Origin of the sequence: Photobacterium carnosum (assembly GCF_021236965.1) — a bacterium.
Taxonomy (GTDB): domain Bacteria; phylum Pseudomonadota; class Gammaproteobacteria; order Enterobacterales; family Vibrionaceae; genus Photobacterium; species Photobacterium carnosum.
In genome coordinates this window covers 55,952-72,773 of sequence record NZ_WMDN01000012.1, presented here as the reverse complement: position 1 = coordinate 72,773, position 16,822 = coordinate 55,952, and the positions used below count along the sequence as shown (strand labels likewise).

At 39.2% G+C, this 16,822-nt stretch carries 10 protein-coding genes; 4 read left to right on the top strand and 6 right to left on the bottom strand.

The genetic code is table 11. From position 1 onward, the window contains the following. The first annotated feature begins 140 nt into the window (after window positions 1–140). Window positions 141–2,540, top strand: coding sequence for a helicase-related protein (locus GLP24_RS12505; RefSeq protein ID WP_232616097.1), 2,400 nt, complete (start codon window positions 141–143; stop codon window positions 2,538–2,540). A gap of 113 nt (window positions 2,541–2,653) precedes the next feature. Here the strand turns inward: GLP24_RS12505 and GLP24_RS12500 are convergent, their stop codons facing one another. The 3 genes from GLP24_RS12500 to GLP24_RS12490 form a co-directional block, all read right to left on the bottom strand. Further along, entirely contained in the window at window positions 2,654–3,109 is a 456-nt protein-coding gene (locus tag GLP24_RS12500; protein ID WP_101768744.1) for a tellurite resistance TerB family protein, read from the bottom strand. 104 nt (window positions 3,110–3,213) lie between these two features. Beyond that, complete coding sequence (locus GLP24_RS12495; RefSeq protein ID WP_232616096.1) at window positions 3,214–4,188, bottom strand: zinc transporter ZntB; 975 nt, start codon at window positions 4,186–4,188, stop codon at window positions 3,214–3,216. 123 nt (window positions 4,189–4,311) lie between these two features. After that, entirely contained in the window at window positions 4,312–5,172 is an 861-nt protein-coding gene (locus tag GLP24_RS12490; protein ID WP_232616095.1) for a helix-turn-helix transcriptional regulator, read from the bottom strand. Between the two features lie 126 nt (window positions 5,173–5,298). Here GLP24_RS12490 and GLP24_RS12485 point away from each other — a divergent pair, with 126 nt between their 5' ends. Beyond that, the gene (locus tag GLP24_RS12485) at window positions 5,299–6,690 is read left to right on the top strand and encodes an MATE family efflux transporter (RefSeq protein ID WP_152652699.1); all 1,392 of its coding nucleotides are present in this window, start codon (window positions 5,299–5,301) and stop codon (window positions 6,688–6,690) included. Between the two features lie 257 nt (window positions 6,691–6,947). Continuing rightward, window positions 6,948–10,829: an ATP-dependent RNA helicase HrpA gene (hrpA, locus tag GLP24_RS12480; RefSeq protein ID WP_407951508.1), complete on the top strand. Its 3,882-nt coding sequence runs from the start codon at window positions 6,948–6,950 to the stop codon at window positions 10,827–10,829. An 89-nt stretch (window positions 10,830–10,918) separates the two neighbouring features. Here the strand turns inward: hrpA and GLP24_RS12475 are convergent, their stop codons facing one another. From GLP24_RS12475 to GLP24_RS12465, 3 genes are all read right to left on the bottom strand, one after another. After that, a complete protein-coding gene (locus GLP24_RS12475; RefSeq protein ID WP_101768739.1) occupies window positions 10,919–12,370 on the bottom strand; it encodes an amino acid permease in 1,452 nt (483 codons plus the stop codon). Between the two features lie 427 nt (window positions 12,371–12,797). Continuing rightward, window positions 12,798–14,102 carry an inosine/guanosine kinase gene (locus GLP24_RS12470; RefSeq protein WP_101768738.1) on the bottom strand — a complete coding sequence of 435 codons (1,305 nt, stop codon included), beginning with the start codon at window positions 14,100–14,102 and terminating at the stop codon, window positions 12,798–12,800. Window positions 14,103–14,398: 296 nt separating this feature from the next. Further along, window positions 14,399–15,097: a DUF2786 domain-containing protein gene (locus GLP24_RS12465; RefSeq protein ID WP_101768737.1), complete on the bottom strand. Its 699-nt coding sequence runs from the start codon at window positions 15,095–15,097 to the stop codon at window positions 14,399–14,401. Window positions 15,098–15,525: 428 nt separating this feature from the next. On the opposite strand from GLP24_RS12465, the gene GLP24_RS12460 reads away from it, so the two are divergent. Beyond that, window positions 15,526–16,764: an AAA family ATPase gene (locus GLP24_RS12460; RefSeq protein ID WP_152652697.1), complete on the top strand. Its 1,239-nt coding sequence runs from the start codon at window positions 15,526–15,528 to the stop codon at window positions 16,762–16,764. Window positions 16,765–16,822 lie beyond the last annotated feature (58 nt).

Below are 16,822 nucleotides of genomic sequence, written 5' to 3'. Positions count from 1 at the left end.
TTATTGTAGCGGTAAACTGACATATTTACTGAAATTTAGTGTTGATTGTTTATGGAATCAACAACTATGACGGCTAGCCAATGACAACATCGTTGAATATTGTCACAATGACAACGTCAGAATCAGTAATAGATTGAATTATGTACGCTTCATTGCCTATCGATAACCTTAAATCCGATTTTTTAGCCGCATTATCTCAGCAACACATTGTGGTAGAGGCTGAGACTGGCTCAGGAAAGTCAACCCGCTTACCGTTGTGGGCTGCTGAGTTAGGTCGAGTCTTAGTCGTGGAACCGCGACGAGTTGCTTGTACTTCATTAGCTGACTATCTCACCACAAAAATCGCGAATCCACAGCAAATTTCAGTGGGTTATGCGATTCGTTTTGAACAACATTTTAATGCTGATACACAAGTCGTTTTTGCGACACCGGGAGTTGCATTACGCTGGTTAAGTGATGATCAGTTAGCCTTATTTGATACTGTGATCATTGATGAATTTCATGAACGGCGTTGGGATACTGATTTACTGTTAGCATTATTAAAGCAGCGGCAAAGTCATCGTTTGGTGGCAACATCTGCCACTATGGATAGCGAACGGTTAGTGGAATATTTAGCGGCGACGCATTTGCATGCTACTGGGCGTAATTTTAAGGTAGATGTTTATCATCAAGCGAATGATAGCCAAACCATGCCCAGTGATGATCATTTAGATCAACGGATTGTTAAATTGATCAGTCAGCATTATGCCGATCATCAAGATATCTTAGTATTTTTACCCGGTAGAAAAGAAATAACGGCGGCTACGCAAGCATTGAGTCGTTATTTTGCTGCTGCCATTGCCGCCGATGAAATGGATGTGATCCCGCTACATGCTTCTGTTACCGATGATGAACGTCAACGGGCATTAACCGCAAGCAATAAGCAACGTATTATTTTAGCGACCAATGTTGCTGAAACATCACTGACGATTCCGGGTGTTACGCTCATTGTTGATTCAGGGTTAGAGCGCCGTACCCACCAGCGTAATGGTCGTACGGTGTTATCACTACATGCAATTTCAAAAGCCAGTGCTGAGCAACGTAAAGGCCGAGCGGGTCGTGTGAAAGACGGTGTTTGTTTACGTTTATACGGTAAAGCGGCACCACTTGAGCGATTAACGCCCGCAGAATTACAACGTGAAGAGTTAGTTGAACCCTATTTAGCCGCGTTGTGCTGCGAAGCTAAATTTTCACAATTAGCATTTATTGATCCTTTGCCAGAAAAAACGTTAACGAGTGCGTTTCAAACTTTACAAACGATGAAAGCGGTAACGGATGATGAAGTGGTGACCGATTATGGTCGACGTTTATATCAACTACCGATTGACAGTTTATTTGCCCATTTGATTACCGCAATGCCTGAGCGCCGTCATCAAGAAGCAATGGTTGACTTAGCTGCTGCATTATCGATTCCGCAAAAACTGTGGCAGCCTCCTAAATCAGAACAAGATCAACAGGCGTTATTTTTATGGTTAGGGCAACAATATTGCGATGCGACAGCGTTAATTAAAATTGTAAGGGCAGATGTTGTACCCGAATGGCTAACCGTTGATGACAATATGCGCGCAGAAGCACGACTATTGGCAGCAAAAATGCGAGAGGTGCTGCAATTACCTCAACTTGAGGCTGCTAGTGCTTTTCGTCGTCAACCGTGGATAGATGCTGTTATTACCGCTGTGCCTGAACTTGTTTATGTGCGTCGAGAGCGGCGACGACAAGCTTTGGGTAATGGTTTTAATGAAGTGACCTTAAGCCGTGATACTTTATTTGGTATTGAACATGATCAAGCAACAGAAGCTGCGATCGTGTTTGATCAGTTTGCGTTACCCGGTAAGGGCATTAAGCAAAACCTCGTGTTAGCAACGTGTGTTGCACCTGTGACGTTGTCACAAATGGTTGCGCTTGATCTTGGTGAAAACCAGCAAGGGCAAACCCTTGAAACCAGTAAGGGTCATTTTCAAACCGCGATTAAACGAGTATATGCAGGGCGAGTAATCGATACACAATGGCAAGATGTTAGCGGTGGTGCGGCAGGTACTGCGATTGTTGATTTGATTTTAGCGAATGAAGTATTAACGGGGTTGGCAACTCGAATTGTCACCGATATTCAACAATGGAATTTGTACCTTGGATTAGGACGTTATCAAGCGGATATTTGTCAGCGAAAGCCTGAAATTGTTGATGCGGCAATGTGGCTATTACAACAAATTGAAGATCTTGGGATTGAAACGATTGATGATATTGCTTTGTTCAGTGCTGATGATTTTGTGTTTGATGGCATTCCTGAATGGGAACGGGAAGAATTTGATAGTCAATATCCACACAGTGTGAATTTAAATGATTTTGAGATGCGAATTGAATATCAGATCAGCCGTAAAACGGTGATTGCGCATTATCTTCAAGGTAATCGTAAACAAGATCCTAAGCGGTGGGAGTTACCGCGTTGGCAAGGGTGGCGAATTAAATACAAAAAAGCCAGTCGAACAATCGATATTCATTAATGGTTATTTAATTTATCTGTTTAAACAACAAGACCACGATAGCGAATATCTACCGTGGTCTTGTTTTGTTAATGATCAGATTAGAGAGTAATTCATGCTAATCATTGATTGGATTATGACGTTAGTTTACCTGCATTGAGTTTAGCGCGAATATATTCAGAGTGATCTAAATAGATCAAGTCAGACACTTGTCTGATCACTGCTTCCTCTTGAGGATCAATTACACCATCGGCATAGGCTACTTGCCACATTGCTTCAATTAATTGATAACGTTGTGGTTGTGATAACTCACGTAACTTATTGGTGAACTCATATAAAGACACTGAATTCTGGCTTTGCTCTTGTGCTTGGCTAAGTAAGATTGTTGCCTGTTCTTCTGTGGTATCAAGCAGTTTAATTAACAGTTGCACTTTAGCTTGTTCTTCTCGTGGATCACGATCATGGTCGGCATTTGCCACTTCACATAATAATGAAGCCATCGCTAAGTTAAGTGCTGGCGTATCTACTGCGCCCGCACTTGCACTTTCATTCATAACTTGTCTAAACAAAGTTCGTAATGTTGAAAACATTGTGGCCCTTATTTTGATGATAATTACGTATAACTAATGTCTAAGTTTATATCGATATACGATATAAATAAAAGTCACTAAAAATACGTTTGCAGTTTTATCTGTTATATCCACTTGCGACGATAAAATAGTGCCAGTTGTAGTATCAACACTCCGGCTAATAATCCACAGAAGATTGAAAATGACAAATGATCCTCAGCTCCAGGAATACCATCAAGATTGACGCCAAATAAACCAGTAAGAAAGCCAAGTGGTAAGAAAATTGTTGTGATCAAAGAAAGAAAATAGAGCCGCTGATTTAAAGTTTCTGATTGTAGGCTCATTAACTCTTCTTGGGTCACATTAGCGCGTTCGCGAATAGCATTAAGATCATCAAGCGCATGACTGATTTTTTCATCAACTTCATGGATTTTTTGACGTTCAGCTAAAGATAGCAGTGGAGTATCGATAGTAATTAATTTGGCTAATGCATCGCGTTGTGGTGTCATTGAATGGCGTAACTTTACCGTTTCACGACGTAATACAGCGATATTATTGCGTAATTTCATATCGCTATCGGTCATCACTTGCTCTTCAAGCTCTGTTAATTGCTCATCAAGAGTATCAATAACCGTCATTTTATGACTTACCAAATGATCACATAAGCTTAAAATAAAGTTACCAATAGTTGTGGGTCCAAACCCCCCATTAATATGATCTGCGATACGCGAGATAGCGACAACTGGCTGATTAGAGGTGGTAACAATTAGGTTTTTAGTAAAATAGCCACGAATAGAAACCATGCTATCTGACGGTTTGTTTTGGGTGTTTTTATCAATATCGATGCCGCGTAATGCCAAGAAAAAGCCATCTTTGGTTTGATTTAATCGTGGTCGTTCTCGATCATTGGTCAGGGAATCTTTTTCGATGTCAGGCAGCTGACTTTGCTGGATCCATTGCTGTGCTTGTAGCTGGGTATAGTTGAGATGTAACCAAAGGAGACCATCCGTGGATTGCCAGTTATTAATTTTATCAAGGGTCAATGCGGGTTTGGAATGATCGCCATTAAGTCGATAACAGTAAGCAAAACAATTTGGCATGGTGGATCCCTTTAATAGCACTAAGTACTTAAGTCTTATTTATTTTATACCTATAAGCTTAACCGATATAAGCTACCGATAGAAAATAAAATATTTGATGGTTATTAATTGAGCAGTTGACGCTTAAGATTCACTCTGAAACCGTGATCTGAACTGACGCGGGCTAAAAGAACTCCAGCTTTTAAAACGGGTACTAAAATTGGTTGGGTTTGGATAACCACAAAAATCACTGATATGTTGAATTGGCCATGAGGTGGTGGTTAATAAACCTGCGGCATGTTCCATACGTAAATGTGTTAAACGCGCCATGGGTGCTTGACTATAATATTGCTGACATAAACGGTGTAAATGTGGCTCAGAGCATGGATATAAAGCCGCGAGATCCTTTACTTTCCATGGATGATGTAATTGTTGTTTTGCGTGTTGAAATACACGTTCTAAACGTTGTAATGCTAATGGTGAATGAGGCGAAGTGCGATGAGTAACCAATAAGCACAGTTGTTCAGTGATATTACTGGATAGTTGATCCGCAAGGGGATAGCTCAAACAGAGTGCTTGGTGAAGACAACCGATAGTTTGAAATAATAATGGGCCTGATTGGGTTGGATAATAAGTTATCTCATGAGGGAAACGTTGATCCCAATAACTTTGTTGTTCAAGCATTACCCACGCCATATCCCAAATAAGATCAGGATTCTCGTTGGGATTGATATCAAAGCCGTTCTCATACCCAGGTGGTACATAAATCACATAGTCAGGTTGTAAATCCCATTTTTTGGCTGGAGTGCTAAGTATACCGCGGCCTTTGAGGGTAAATAGCAACATGTGCATATCAGGATTACGGCGGTAAAGAGTAAACGCTTCTTTGCCATAATTAATGCCGCATTGAATGATGTGCTTTTGTTCGAGGGCTAATGATTGCACTTGGTCAATAATGACTGATTGGCATTGTGGTGAAATATTTAAATGTTCAAACCATGCCATTAAAAAGTCCTTATTTCATTAAAGTTGATAGTTTGGCAAACGTTTTTGATGGCTTAGAATAACCGTAAATTAACAATTTTAGGTATGATCATTGTCACAAGGTAACCGTTAATTGAGTATTTAATTATGACAACATGGCGCACATCAGCAGATAGAAATTTTTGGCAAAAAACATGGCGGTTAGCATTACCTGTTTCTATGCAGTCAATGCTATTTGCATTACTGGGTTTAGTTGATGTGCTAATGGTGTCAAAACTGGGTGAATCACCAGTCGCGGCTGTGGGTATTGGTAACCGTATTTTCTTCTTTAACTTATTGCTGGTGGTCGGTGTCAGTGGTGCGGTTGGAGTATTAGCCGCTCAATATTTTGGTGCTGGCAGAATGGACGGTGTGCGTCGCACCTTATTGCAATCTTGGGTGTGTGCGATTGTTTTTACGTTACCTTTTGCGATTATCTATCGTTTATTTCCACAACAAATTGTAAGTGTTATTAGTGATCAGGCTGATTTTGTTATGCATGCCAAAGACTATTTGTACGTTTGTGGTTGGAGCATCATTTTTACTGCGATTGTTGTGCCATTAGAGGCGGCTTTGCGTGCTGTTGGTGAAGCAAAAATGCCCACCTATGTTGGTTTGGTGGCGGTATTATTAAATGCGACTTTAAATGCATTATTGATTTTTGGCTTATATGGCTTTCCTGAAATGGGCGTTGCTGGCGCAGCATTGGGAACAACAATCTCTCGTGGTATTCAAACGGTAATTCTTTTGGTAGCAACGTATTATCGTCATCGTGAAATCTTACCTCTAGCGATTGATATTGATACAGCTAAAACACCACAAGCACGTAAACGTTATTTAACCATCGCATTACCGATGATCATTCATGATGCAGGTTGGGCTATGGGGGTTTTAGTTTACAGTTTTATTTTTGCCCAGTTAGGTGTGACAGAGCTTGCAATCATTAGTTTGTTATCACCGATTGAAGGGGTACTTATTTCCGCCTTTATTGGTTTTTCTGTGGCCGCTTCAACTATTTTAGGGCATGAATTAGGCGCTGAAAATTACCAACGAGCTTGGCATCAATCATGGCTCTTTATTGGGCTAAGTGTGTCGATGGCCTTTGTGTTGGGTATTACGATTTGGCTAGCAAGTGACACGGTAAGTCTATGGCTACAACGGGCAGATACACCAAACTTAGCCATGTCGTTAAATGTAACCATGGTGCTTGCTCTTGGGCTATTTTTGAAAGTGTTTAACATGGTGGGTATTGGCGGTGTATTACGCAGTGGTGGTGATATTAAATTCAGTATTTTCATTGATTTGTTTGGACAATGGGGCATAGGAATTCCATTGGCTATCTTCACTGGGATATTTCTTGGTTGGCCTTTGCATTGGGTGTTAATAGCTATTTTGGCTGAAGAAGTGGTTAAGGTGGGTTTAACGGCTTATCGTATTCGCGGACGGAAGTGGTTAGCTAATTTGATTAATGATACCGACCCAGTATTAATATCGGCCTAGTTGTTATTGCTGTTTATAAGCAAGATATAGCCCATTTGTGTGTACTCATAAATGGGCTTTTTTTATGGCAGATTAGGACGTTGTTGGTAATTGTCTTTTTAGCGCGCTGCAATGGCCTGATTTTGTGATAGAATTAACAAAAATTTTGTAGTATTTCTATACTCAACACATGCTTAAGCTTGCAGGTTGGGTTTTACTTAGTCATTGAAAAGTCAGGAATAACATTGAGTCAGTCTAACCAAACTCAACCAGACGTTTTGAATAATGAAAAAACGTTAAAAGCCGCGATTAAAGATTGCATGATGCGCGATCGTTTTCGATTGCACAAACGTGTGCAAGGTGCGGCACGAATTAAAAATGAAAAAGCCAAGCACGCGGTATTTGATGAAATTGCGTTAGATATTGCTAAATCGATGCAAATGGTGGAATTACGCCGTAATCATCGTCCTAAAATCATTTATCCTGCTCAGTTACCTGTTAGTCAGAAGAAAGACGACATTGCAGAAGCCATTAAACATAATCAAGTGGTTATTGTTGCCGGTGAAACAGGCTCGGGTAAAACGACTCAGTTACCGAAAATCTGTTTAGAACTGGGCCGTGGTACACACGGTATGATTGGTCATACTCAGCCTCGTCGTCTTGCTGCTCGTACTGTTGCAACACGTATTGCCGAGGAAATGGAGTGTGAGCTTGGTTCGCATGTCGGCTATAAAGTCCGATTTAATGATCAGGTTTCTGATCGTAGCCACGTTAAGTTAATGACTGACGGTATCTTGCTGGCTGAAATTCAGCATGACCGTTTTTTAAGTCAATATGACACCATCATTATCGATGAAGCGCACGAACGTAGTCTTAATATTGACTTTATCATGGGTTACTTACGCGAATTATTGCCTAAGCGCCCAGATTTAAAAGTTATTATTACATCGGCAACAATCGACCCTGAGCGTTTTTCAAAGCACTTTAATAATGCTCCGATCATTGAAGTTTCAGGTCGTACCTTCCCAGTAGAAGTGCGTTACCGTCCTGTTATTGAAGATGGCGATGACACTGATCGTGACCAACTTGATGCGATTTTTGACGCGGTTGATGAACTGTGCGATGAAGGCATGGGCGATATTCTGATCTTCATGAACGGTGAGCGTGAAATTCGTGATACCGCCGATGCATTAGAAAAACGTAATATACGTCATACCGAAGTCTTGCCGTTGTACGCGCGTTTATCTGCTAACGAACAAAATCGAGTATTCCAGTCACATGCTGGTCGTCGGATTGTTTTATCAACCAACGTTGCTGAAACCTCGTTAACTGTTCCTGGGATCAAATATGTTATTGACCCCGGTACTGCACGTATTAGTCGTTATAGTTACCGAACTAAAGTACAACGTCTGCCTATTGAAGCGATTTCACAAGCCAGTGCAAATCAGCGGATGGGTCGTTGTGGTCGTGTACAAGAAGGTATCTGTATTCGTTTATATTCTGAGGATGATTTCTTATCACGCCCAGAATTTACTGATCCAGAAATTCTACGTACTAACTTAGCGTCAGTTATTTTGCAAATGACGGCGATTGGTTTAGGTGATATTCAAGCCTTCCCATTTTTAGAAGCTCCTGATAACCGTAATATCCAAGATGGTATTCGTTTGTTGGAAGAATTAGGCGCTATTAATCCTAAGGCAACCGATCCTCGTAAGCGTTTATCAAATCTTGGACGTCAGTTAGCACGTTTGCCGATTGATCCTCGTTTAGCGCGAATGGTATTAGAAGCACCTAAAACAGGATCATTACGTGAAGTGATGATCATTGCTTGTGCGCTATCCATTCAAGATCCGCGCGAACGTCCATCCGATAAAAAGCAACAATCAGATGAAAAACACCGTCGTTTTTACGATAAAGACTCTGATTTTGTCACGTTTGTAAACCTATGGGATTACATTCAAGAACAACAGAAAGAATTATCCAATAACCATTTCCGCCGCTTGTGTAAGAAAGAATACTTAAACTACTTACGTATTCGTGAGTGGCAAGATATTTATTACCAAGTTAACCAAGTTGTTAAAGAGCTTGATTTAAAGATCAATGGTAATGAAGCCAGTTATGACGGTATTCATATCGCACTGTTAAGTGGTTTGCTATCGCATATCGGTATGAAAGATCAAGAGAAGAATGAATATCAAGGTGCGCGTAATGCACGCTTTAATATCTTCCCAGGATCGGGCATTTTCAAGAAACAGCCTAAATGGGTGATGGTTGCCGAACTGGTTGAAACCTCACGCTTATGGGGACGCGTTGCGGCAAAGATTGAGCCTGAATGGGTTGAACCTTTAGCTGAGCATTTAATTAAGCGTAGTTACAGTGAACCTCACTGGGAGAAAAAATCAGCGGCTGTTCATGCGTTTGAAAAAATCACCTTGTATGGTATTCCAGTGGTTAGTCAACGCAAAGTTAACTACGGTAATATTGATCCTGCGTTATCTCGTGAAATATTCATTCGTTCAGCATTAGTTGACGGTGATTGGGATACTAAGCATAAGTTCTATCAGCAAAACCGTAAGTTATTGCGTGAAGTTGAAGAACTTGAGCATAAATCACGTTGCCGTGACATCTTGATTGATGATGACGAACTGTTTAATTTCTATGATCAGCGGATTGATTTAAGCGTAACGTCAGGTCGTCATTTTGATGGCTGGTGGAAGAAAGCCTCTAAAGAAAATCCAGAGCTGCTTAACTTTGAACGTGAAATGTTGTTCCGTGGTGATGCAAGCCATGTTACCGATCTTGATTATCCTAACTTTTGGCACCAAGGAAACTTGAAGCTTAAATTAAGTTATCAGTTCGAGCCGGGTGAAGATAACGATGGTGTGACGGTGCATGTACCACTAGCGATTTTAAACCAAGTGAAACCTGATGGTTTTGATTGGCAAATTCCGGGTTTACGACATGAGCTTGTGGTTGCGTTAATTAAAGCATTACCGAAACCGTTACGCCGTAACTTTGTGCCAGCACCTAACTATGCAGATGCTTTCCTTGCGCGTGTTAAGCCAATGGAAATGCCACTACTCGATGCACTTGAGAAAGAGCTAAAACGAATGAGTGGTGTTACTCTGGTGCGTGAAGATTGGAAATTAGAGCAGATCCCCGATCACCTTAAGATTACCTATCGTGCCGTTGATCATCGCAACCGTAAGTTACGTGAAAGTAAAGATATCTATGGCTTAAAAGAAAACTTGAAAGAAAAGGTACAAGAAACCTTATCGCAAGTGGCTGATGATGATATTGAGCAAGAAGGTTTGAAATCATGGACCTTTGGTGCGTTGCCTGAACGTTATCAACAAAAGCGTGGCGGGTTTGAAGTTAAAGCATTCCCTGCATTAACCGATAACAAAGATTCTGTTGGTATCAAACTGTTTGAAACTGAAGAAGAACAACATAATGCCATGCAAGCGGGACAACGTCGTTTGATCTTATTAAACGTACCGTCACCGATTAAATACTTGCATTCAAATCTACCAAATAAATCGAAGTTAGGTTTGTACTTTAATCCGTACGGTCGTGTGCTTGATTTAATTGATGATTGCATTGCGTGTGGTATTGATAAGCTAATCGAACAAAAGGGCGGTTTAGCTTGGCAGCCTGAATCTTTTGAAGCATTAAAAGAATATGTTCGTGCAGAACTTGGCGATACGGTGGTTGAGATTGCTAAGCAGGTAGAAGAAATTCTAACAACGGCATTTAATATTTCTAAGCGTTTAAAAGGCCGTATTGATTTACGTATGGCGTTTGCTATGTCGGATATTAAAGTACAAATTGAAAGTTTAATATTTAAAGGCTTTGCAACTGAATGTGGTTGGAAGCGTTTACCTGATATTTTACGTTATATGCGTGCCATTGAACGTCGTATGGAAAAACTGCCGATTGATCCTAATAAAGATCGGGTTCATATTCTAAAAGTTGAGTCAGTAACTAATAATTATAAAGAGTTATTGAATAAGATCCCAAAAGGGCAGCCAGTACCTGATAAAGTCAAAGAGATACGTTGGATGCTTGAAGAACTGCGTGTGAGTTTCTTTGCTCAACAGTTAGGTACGCCTTATCCTATTTCTGATAAGCGGGTTCGTAATGCAATTAATGAGTGTTAATCACTTAAGTAAGTTGTAATACAAAACGTATAAATAAAAAGGCCGATGCGATAACCGCATCGGCCTTTTGTTTAGATGAATATTACTCATTAGTGAGTTTGAATTGCTGTTTTATTCTTTGTTGATGTTGATGTTGATGTTGATGTTGATGTTTTAGCCGTTTTTTTCTCAAAGCGAGAGATCCACAAGTAAGCTAATCCTGCAAATACGGCGGTCATAAATACATTGATAAAGAATGCCTTAACAAGATCAACACCGGGAGGGAAAGCAGACGCTGTCATGCTGACCATAAAGATAACAATTAATACTGACACCATGCCCATACCAAACAGTCGAGAGCCCATGCGGAAATCACGCGGGGTATCATCATGCTTAAGACGGAACACAAAGTAAGCCACCATGATAAAGATTGGCGGTAGCATTGCCGTACCCGCAGTTAAGTTGATTGCGGTACTCATCATTTCTTGTACAGATTCAGAGCCAAAACCGTTAGCAATCAGCATTATTAATACAAATCCAAACTGCCACCATGCTGCGCGTACAGGTACACCGTATTTATTTAATTGCGTTGTTTTCTCACCGTAAACACCTTTAGGAATTTCAGAGAAGTGAATTTTAACTGGTGCCGCTGTCCACATCATCATTGCACCAAACATTGCAATAAACAGTATTACGCCAACAAAACGTCCGACTAACGGTGCTGAAAGGTTAAAATAGTGAGCCATACCCGTAAAGATCTCAACCATGCCGCCAGAGTAAGAGAGATCACCACGAGCAACAAATACGTTGACCAATAACGAACCAATCGCATACATGCTACCAATGATCACACCTGCGGTAATGATTACTTTAATAAACGATTTTTGGCCACCTTTAACATCGTTCAAATAAGCGGCGGCTGTTTCTGCGCCACCAGCAGCTTGGAAAATCCAACACATAATACCTAAAGTTGCCCAGTTAATGGTTGGCGTCATTGCTTCTAATGTGATCGGTTCTGCTGGTGGCGTGTCACCATTTAATGCCATTAAGGCACCAATAACATAAACAGCAAAGAGAGCGAAAACACCATAAGCAACGATTTCTGAAATTTTACCTAACCACGACGCCCCTTTGGTGGAGATGTGCGTAGCCGCTGCAAATAATACAATTGAAATCATTGACGTTACCATTGGCGAGAACGCATATTCATAACCGAGCATCGCATACGAAGCATAAGCAATAACGTTAGGTAATAATGAGATAAACCAGAATAGATTCACAAACCAGTATAAGAACGAGCCCATATAAGCGGCTTTTGTACCCAGTGGTTTTTTGATCCAATCATACATACCTGATTCAGAGTTCTTATTCGCAGAGACAAATTCAGCAATAATGAAAACAAAAGGAATGAAATAAACCAATGTAGCAAAAAGAAAAATAGGTGCTGAGCTTAACCCTAATTCAATGTTGTTGTTAACGATATTACGGACATTGAAGACGGCTGCAAATGTCATCGACAATAGAGCAAACTTTCCAATCGTACCGCGCATAGATTCAGACATAATATCCTCCATGAATCAGATCGATGATAACGTAAACTAGAAATAAACGTGTTATCAAAAGATGTGAGAAATAAATGACCAACTCAAAGTACTAAAGCTATTGAGTCAGTTAACATGGGAATGGATTTTAGTAAAACTTTTACTAAAATATAGTAATGAAAACGTTTTCCTTTAACTTGGTCACAGTTTGTTGTCCATTGGGTGTCGACAATGTGATCTTAGTTAATAGTTGTATTGGATTATAAATCATGCAAGAAAACGCACTAAAATGATGATTATTAGGTGTGTTTTTTATATTTATTGTTTTATTTCAAGTTATTAGAATAGCGGTGATGAATAATTGGCGAGGCATTATGCGAGGTAAAATGGAGATAATAAAAAAGAGCGATAAATCGCTCTTTTTTGAAAAATAGTAATCTAGTCGTGATTAACGTTCCCAGTATGCTTCTTCAAGGCAATCTTCATGTTCAGGTAAACCATGAGAAAGGCGAGGAGCATGCTGAGTAAGCACTTCATAACTTACACGGTTTGAATATTGGCAAATTTGTGAGAACGAAGAATACGATAAAAAATTGGCAGTATGTTTAGCTGAGTTGGGTACATTAATTTTATGGAAACGGTTAGCTGACATATCATGTAGCAGGGCAGATAGTGCTGCATCACCCGCGCCATTAGTATTTTTTATCTCCATCGGACCACCAAGGTAAGGTGAGATGTGAGAGTAAACACGAACCGGATTAATACAATCAGCTTTTGCCATCGGACGACTGAATTCATATTTATTAAATTCAGGAATACGGCCTGGTAATAATGGCAATGTCGATTCACGTTTTAGTTCGTCATCAGTGTAACCTGCCATGTAAAGACCAACAGGTCCTGCGGTACACAATACCATATCAACCCATTCTAGTGCTTTATCAGCAGCCATTAATGGGTCTTTTTCGCCTGTAAGCGCTTCTGCTTCTTCTTCGTTCATTGCGATACAAGTAACGTGTTCTTTAATGAATTCAATCCACCATTCACGTTTATCTTCAATCACGTATTTAGTACCAAGCGTCAGTACCACTGGCACATCATTCTTTTTCGCAAACTCAATCGCTTTAAGTGCTGCGTCTTTCATTGGGTCGGTTGGTTTACCGCGAACCAAATAAGAAGAAAGAACTAATGCAGAAGCTTGCTTAAATGCACATTCAGGAATGCTATCAGGGCTGAGTTGGTTCATTTGACCTTCATTGATAGCAAACGTACGTTCACCATCTTTGGTAATCAATGTGTAGCAACGACCAATAGGGCCACAGACAGGTTGAAGGTAATCAAGATCAATACGGCTAGAAGTATTGCAAAGGTAGCGGTAAGCGTAAGATCCAATTTTAAGATCTTTACTCATCACACCCAATAAGATTGATTTATCATCAGCAAGAACAGAGTAGTTATGTAACGTATTACCAATGGTATCGCCAGGGTATTCATGGCTGATTAGTTTACGTTCTTTTAGTTCTTGGTATAACAATTCTGCTTTATCTTCATCAAGAACTAAAGAGTGGCCTTTACTTAGAGCATGTCTGGCTAAGAAGTCATCATCGACACGGGCTTCAATATCAACAATCGTTTGACCTACGCCAACAAGATGTGATTTAGCTAATGGGTTTTCTTGTTGAATTTGAACAACCAATGGATCGCGAGCATTGACAGGGAAGTAATGCTTTGACTTACGTTGACCAGGAAATTTCATGTCTAAAGGCTATAGAAATAAGGGATTTTGATTCATTCTATCATAAAAATGAGAGATAAATCCCACTTCTTTGATGTTCTTACATTGAAATTGATTATTTTGCCGTTTTTTTAAACGACTTGTTCAAAAAGCTACGGTTAGATGCTAATAAAGTAAGTTTGATGGTGCTTTTATTGTTCAATTGGCATGTTTAACTATAAATAAATAACACGGTCTTTATTGCTATTACTGGTTACGGAAAGAGATAATTATAAAAAAAGCCGCAAAAGCGACTTTTTTGTTTAGAAACGATAAATCTAGTTTAAGCGTTTGAGTTCTTGTTGAGCACTTGTACCACCAACAGGACGATTTACTGAGATAGAACGGCCTTTTTTCATGCCTTTTTCATAATCATCAGTGAGTGATTTCATTGCTTCTTGAAGTTGTTTTTTAAAGGTTTCACGATCTAAATTTTCAAACTGCTTATCAATGTAGTTTGCCATGCGCTGGTCATGGTCATCATCAGTATTCAATACGGGTAGTTTTTCTAATGCGCCTTCAAGCCAGCCTGCGAGAAATGATGATACTCGACGAGTCACTTCTGGTGTGCTCGTGCCTGTACCTGCAAAGCTATTACGGAATTGACCTGTTTGCTGGTTCATTTCACGGTAAACAATATCAAAGGCAAAGGCAGCAAAAATTGCCCGTTCAGCAGCACCAATAAACTCAGCTTGTTTTAATCCCTTGTAATTAGTAAGAACACACTCAACCCCAAAACGACGATTAATACCACGAATGATTTTTAGAATTTGAGAGCTAATATCCGTTGGTAATAATGTTTTTGACTTGGTTTTGCCCATCTTAATGAATTCAATATCATCTTTTTCTAGACCATATTTGAGCATGAGGCGGTGAGCCATACGAATGGCTTGGGCTGCTTCGTTCACATTTGCTGAATTACCCAACTCAAGACATTTTGCAATTTTCTTGAGGGCCTTTCGCTTCTGTTCTGACATTAAACATTCTCATGACTAAAATAGGGCACATATTTTACCGCTTTATGCCCTCAGACTACAAGCCTGTAATTGTGATAATGGTGTGAATTGCAGTTAATTGCGATAGGAGATTGATATTTAGTCAGAAATATCCCGCCTAAAGTGTAAAAGTAAATGACTTTAGAGGTAGTTATTACGACAAAGCGGTTATCTTAAACCTGGTTAGTTGGTAGATGATACAGCGGTTATGAGTAAGAGCAGTAACGAGAAAGAGATGCACCTTAGTTTGTGCACTTTATTGGATATGAAGTGTAACAAGATATTTGATTGGTAATGTGTTTTTTATTGGTGAGAGTAGAATGCTGCGAAGACTTAAAGATATACTTAGGTGATTTTTTAGTTGCATTATTTATGTTTTACGTATTTTTTAAATAAAAAGAATTAATTAAATGATAAATAGAAAAAATATTACAGAAGTTTTCACCCCTAGACAAAGCGAAGTTAACGATGACATGTATGTGGAACGTCCTCGTCATGAAAAAGCTCTCAAGCGTGCATTAAATAGGAATTCCCATTCTTTGGTTTTTGGTGAAAGTGGTAATGGTAAATCTTGGCTTTACAAGAAAGTTTTAAGTGAAAACTCAATACCGCATGTAATTGCCAACTGTGCTAATGCCTCAAGACTTAAATCTATTACTCAAGAAATATGTAATTGTATAATTGAACCTGGAACAGTGAATAAGCTTGGTTTTAATGAAGAAAAGGTTGCTGAGATAAATGCTTATTTTGCAAAAGGAGGACTTAAACATAATAGTAATTACGATATTGCTCAGGAAGAACCTCTTCTTAAAGCGTTTAGAGTTTTCCATGAAAGTAATGATTCTAAAAAAATAATTGTTTTAGATAATTTGGAATCAATATTTGACTCAGTAGAATTAATGAATGAGCTTGCTGATATCATCATATTACTCGATGATGAACGCTATTCTACATGTAATATTAACTTTTTAATTGTTGGTGTTCCAAGTGGTGTACTTCAATATTTTAGTGAGACTAAAAATGTTGAATCAGTCTCAAATAGAATAAATGAAATAGATAAAGTAGTTGGATTAGATTCAGGGCAAGTAATGGAAATAGTAAAAAAAGGCTTTGATCAATTAGCTATTAAGATCACAGGTGAAAAACTGATCCAGTTGGCTAGGCAGGTTTATTTTATTACATTAGGTATACCACAAAGAGTTCATGAATATTGTGAGAGTCTAGCATATGAAATTGAAGACAATGATTGGAAGTATGAACGTTCTCTTTGGACAAAGGCAAATCTTCAGTGGTTAAAGCAAGGTTTAAGACAAAGTTACAATGTAATTGATTGCCACTGGGGAAATAGGTCCACAGCCGTAGCTAGAAAAAATCAAGTAATATATTGTATTGGGAATATATCAACACATCAATTTGACTCTAAAAAAATTGATGCCATGATAAGGGTAGAATTCCCATCAACAATACCTAAAACAAATATGGGAATTGGTAGTATTTTAAGTAAGTTATCAGAGGGAACAACACCTTTATTAAATAAGAGTGATAACAATTATTCTATACGAGATCCTCGATTTTTAATGTGTATTCGTACAGTTATATATAAAGATGCATCAAAGCAGACAGTTATTAAGAAAAACTTTAAAGTATAAAAAACAATGGACAGCCATAACATTGCACATCAATCATAAGTAACTACACTTAAGTTTC

Coding starts and splice junctions, on each gene's coding strand:
- GLP24_RS12475 (WP_101768739.1), bottom strand. CDS start 12,370: ATGTCTGAATCTATGCGCGGTACGATTGGAAAGTTTGCTCTATTGTCG.
- GLP24_RS12490 (WP_232616095.1), bottom strand. CDS start 5,172: ATGGCATGGTTTGAACATTTAAATATTTCACCACAATGCCAATCAGTC.
- GLP24_RS12470 (WP_101768738.1), bottom strand. CDS start 14,102: ATGAAATTTCCTGGTCAACGTAAGTCAAAGCATTACTTCCCTGTCAAT.
- GLP24_RS12500 (WP_101768744.1), bottom strand. CDS start 3,109: ATGTTTTCAACATTACGAACTTTGTTTAGACAAGTTATGAATGAAAGT.
- GLP24_RS12505 (WP_232616097.1), top strand. CDS start 141: ATGTACGCTTCATTGCCTATCGATAACCTTAAATCCGATTTTTTAGCC.
- GLP24_RS12460 (WP_152652697.1), top strand. CDS start 15,526: ATGATAAATAGAAAAAATATTACAGAAGTTTTCACCCCTAGACAAAGC.
- GLP24_RS12485 (WP_152652699.1), top strand. CDS start 5,299: ATGACAACATGGCGCACATCAGCAGATAGAAATTTTTGGCAAAAAACA.
- GLP24_RS12495 (WP_232616096.1), bottom strand. CDS start 4,188: ATGCCAAATTGTTTTGCTTACTGTTATCGACTTAATGGCGATCATTCC.
- GLP24_RS12465 (WP_101768737.1), bottom strand. CDS start 15,097: ATGTCAGAACAGAAGCGAAAGGCCCTCAAGAAAATTGCAAAATGTCTT.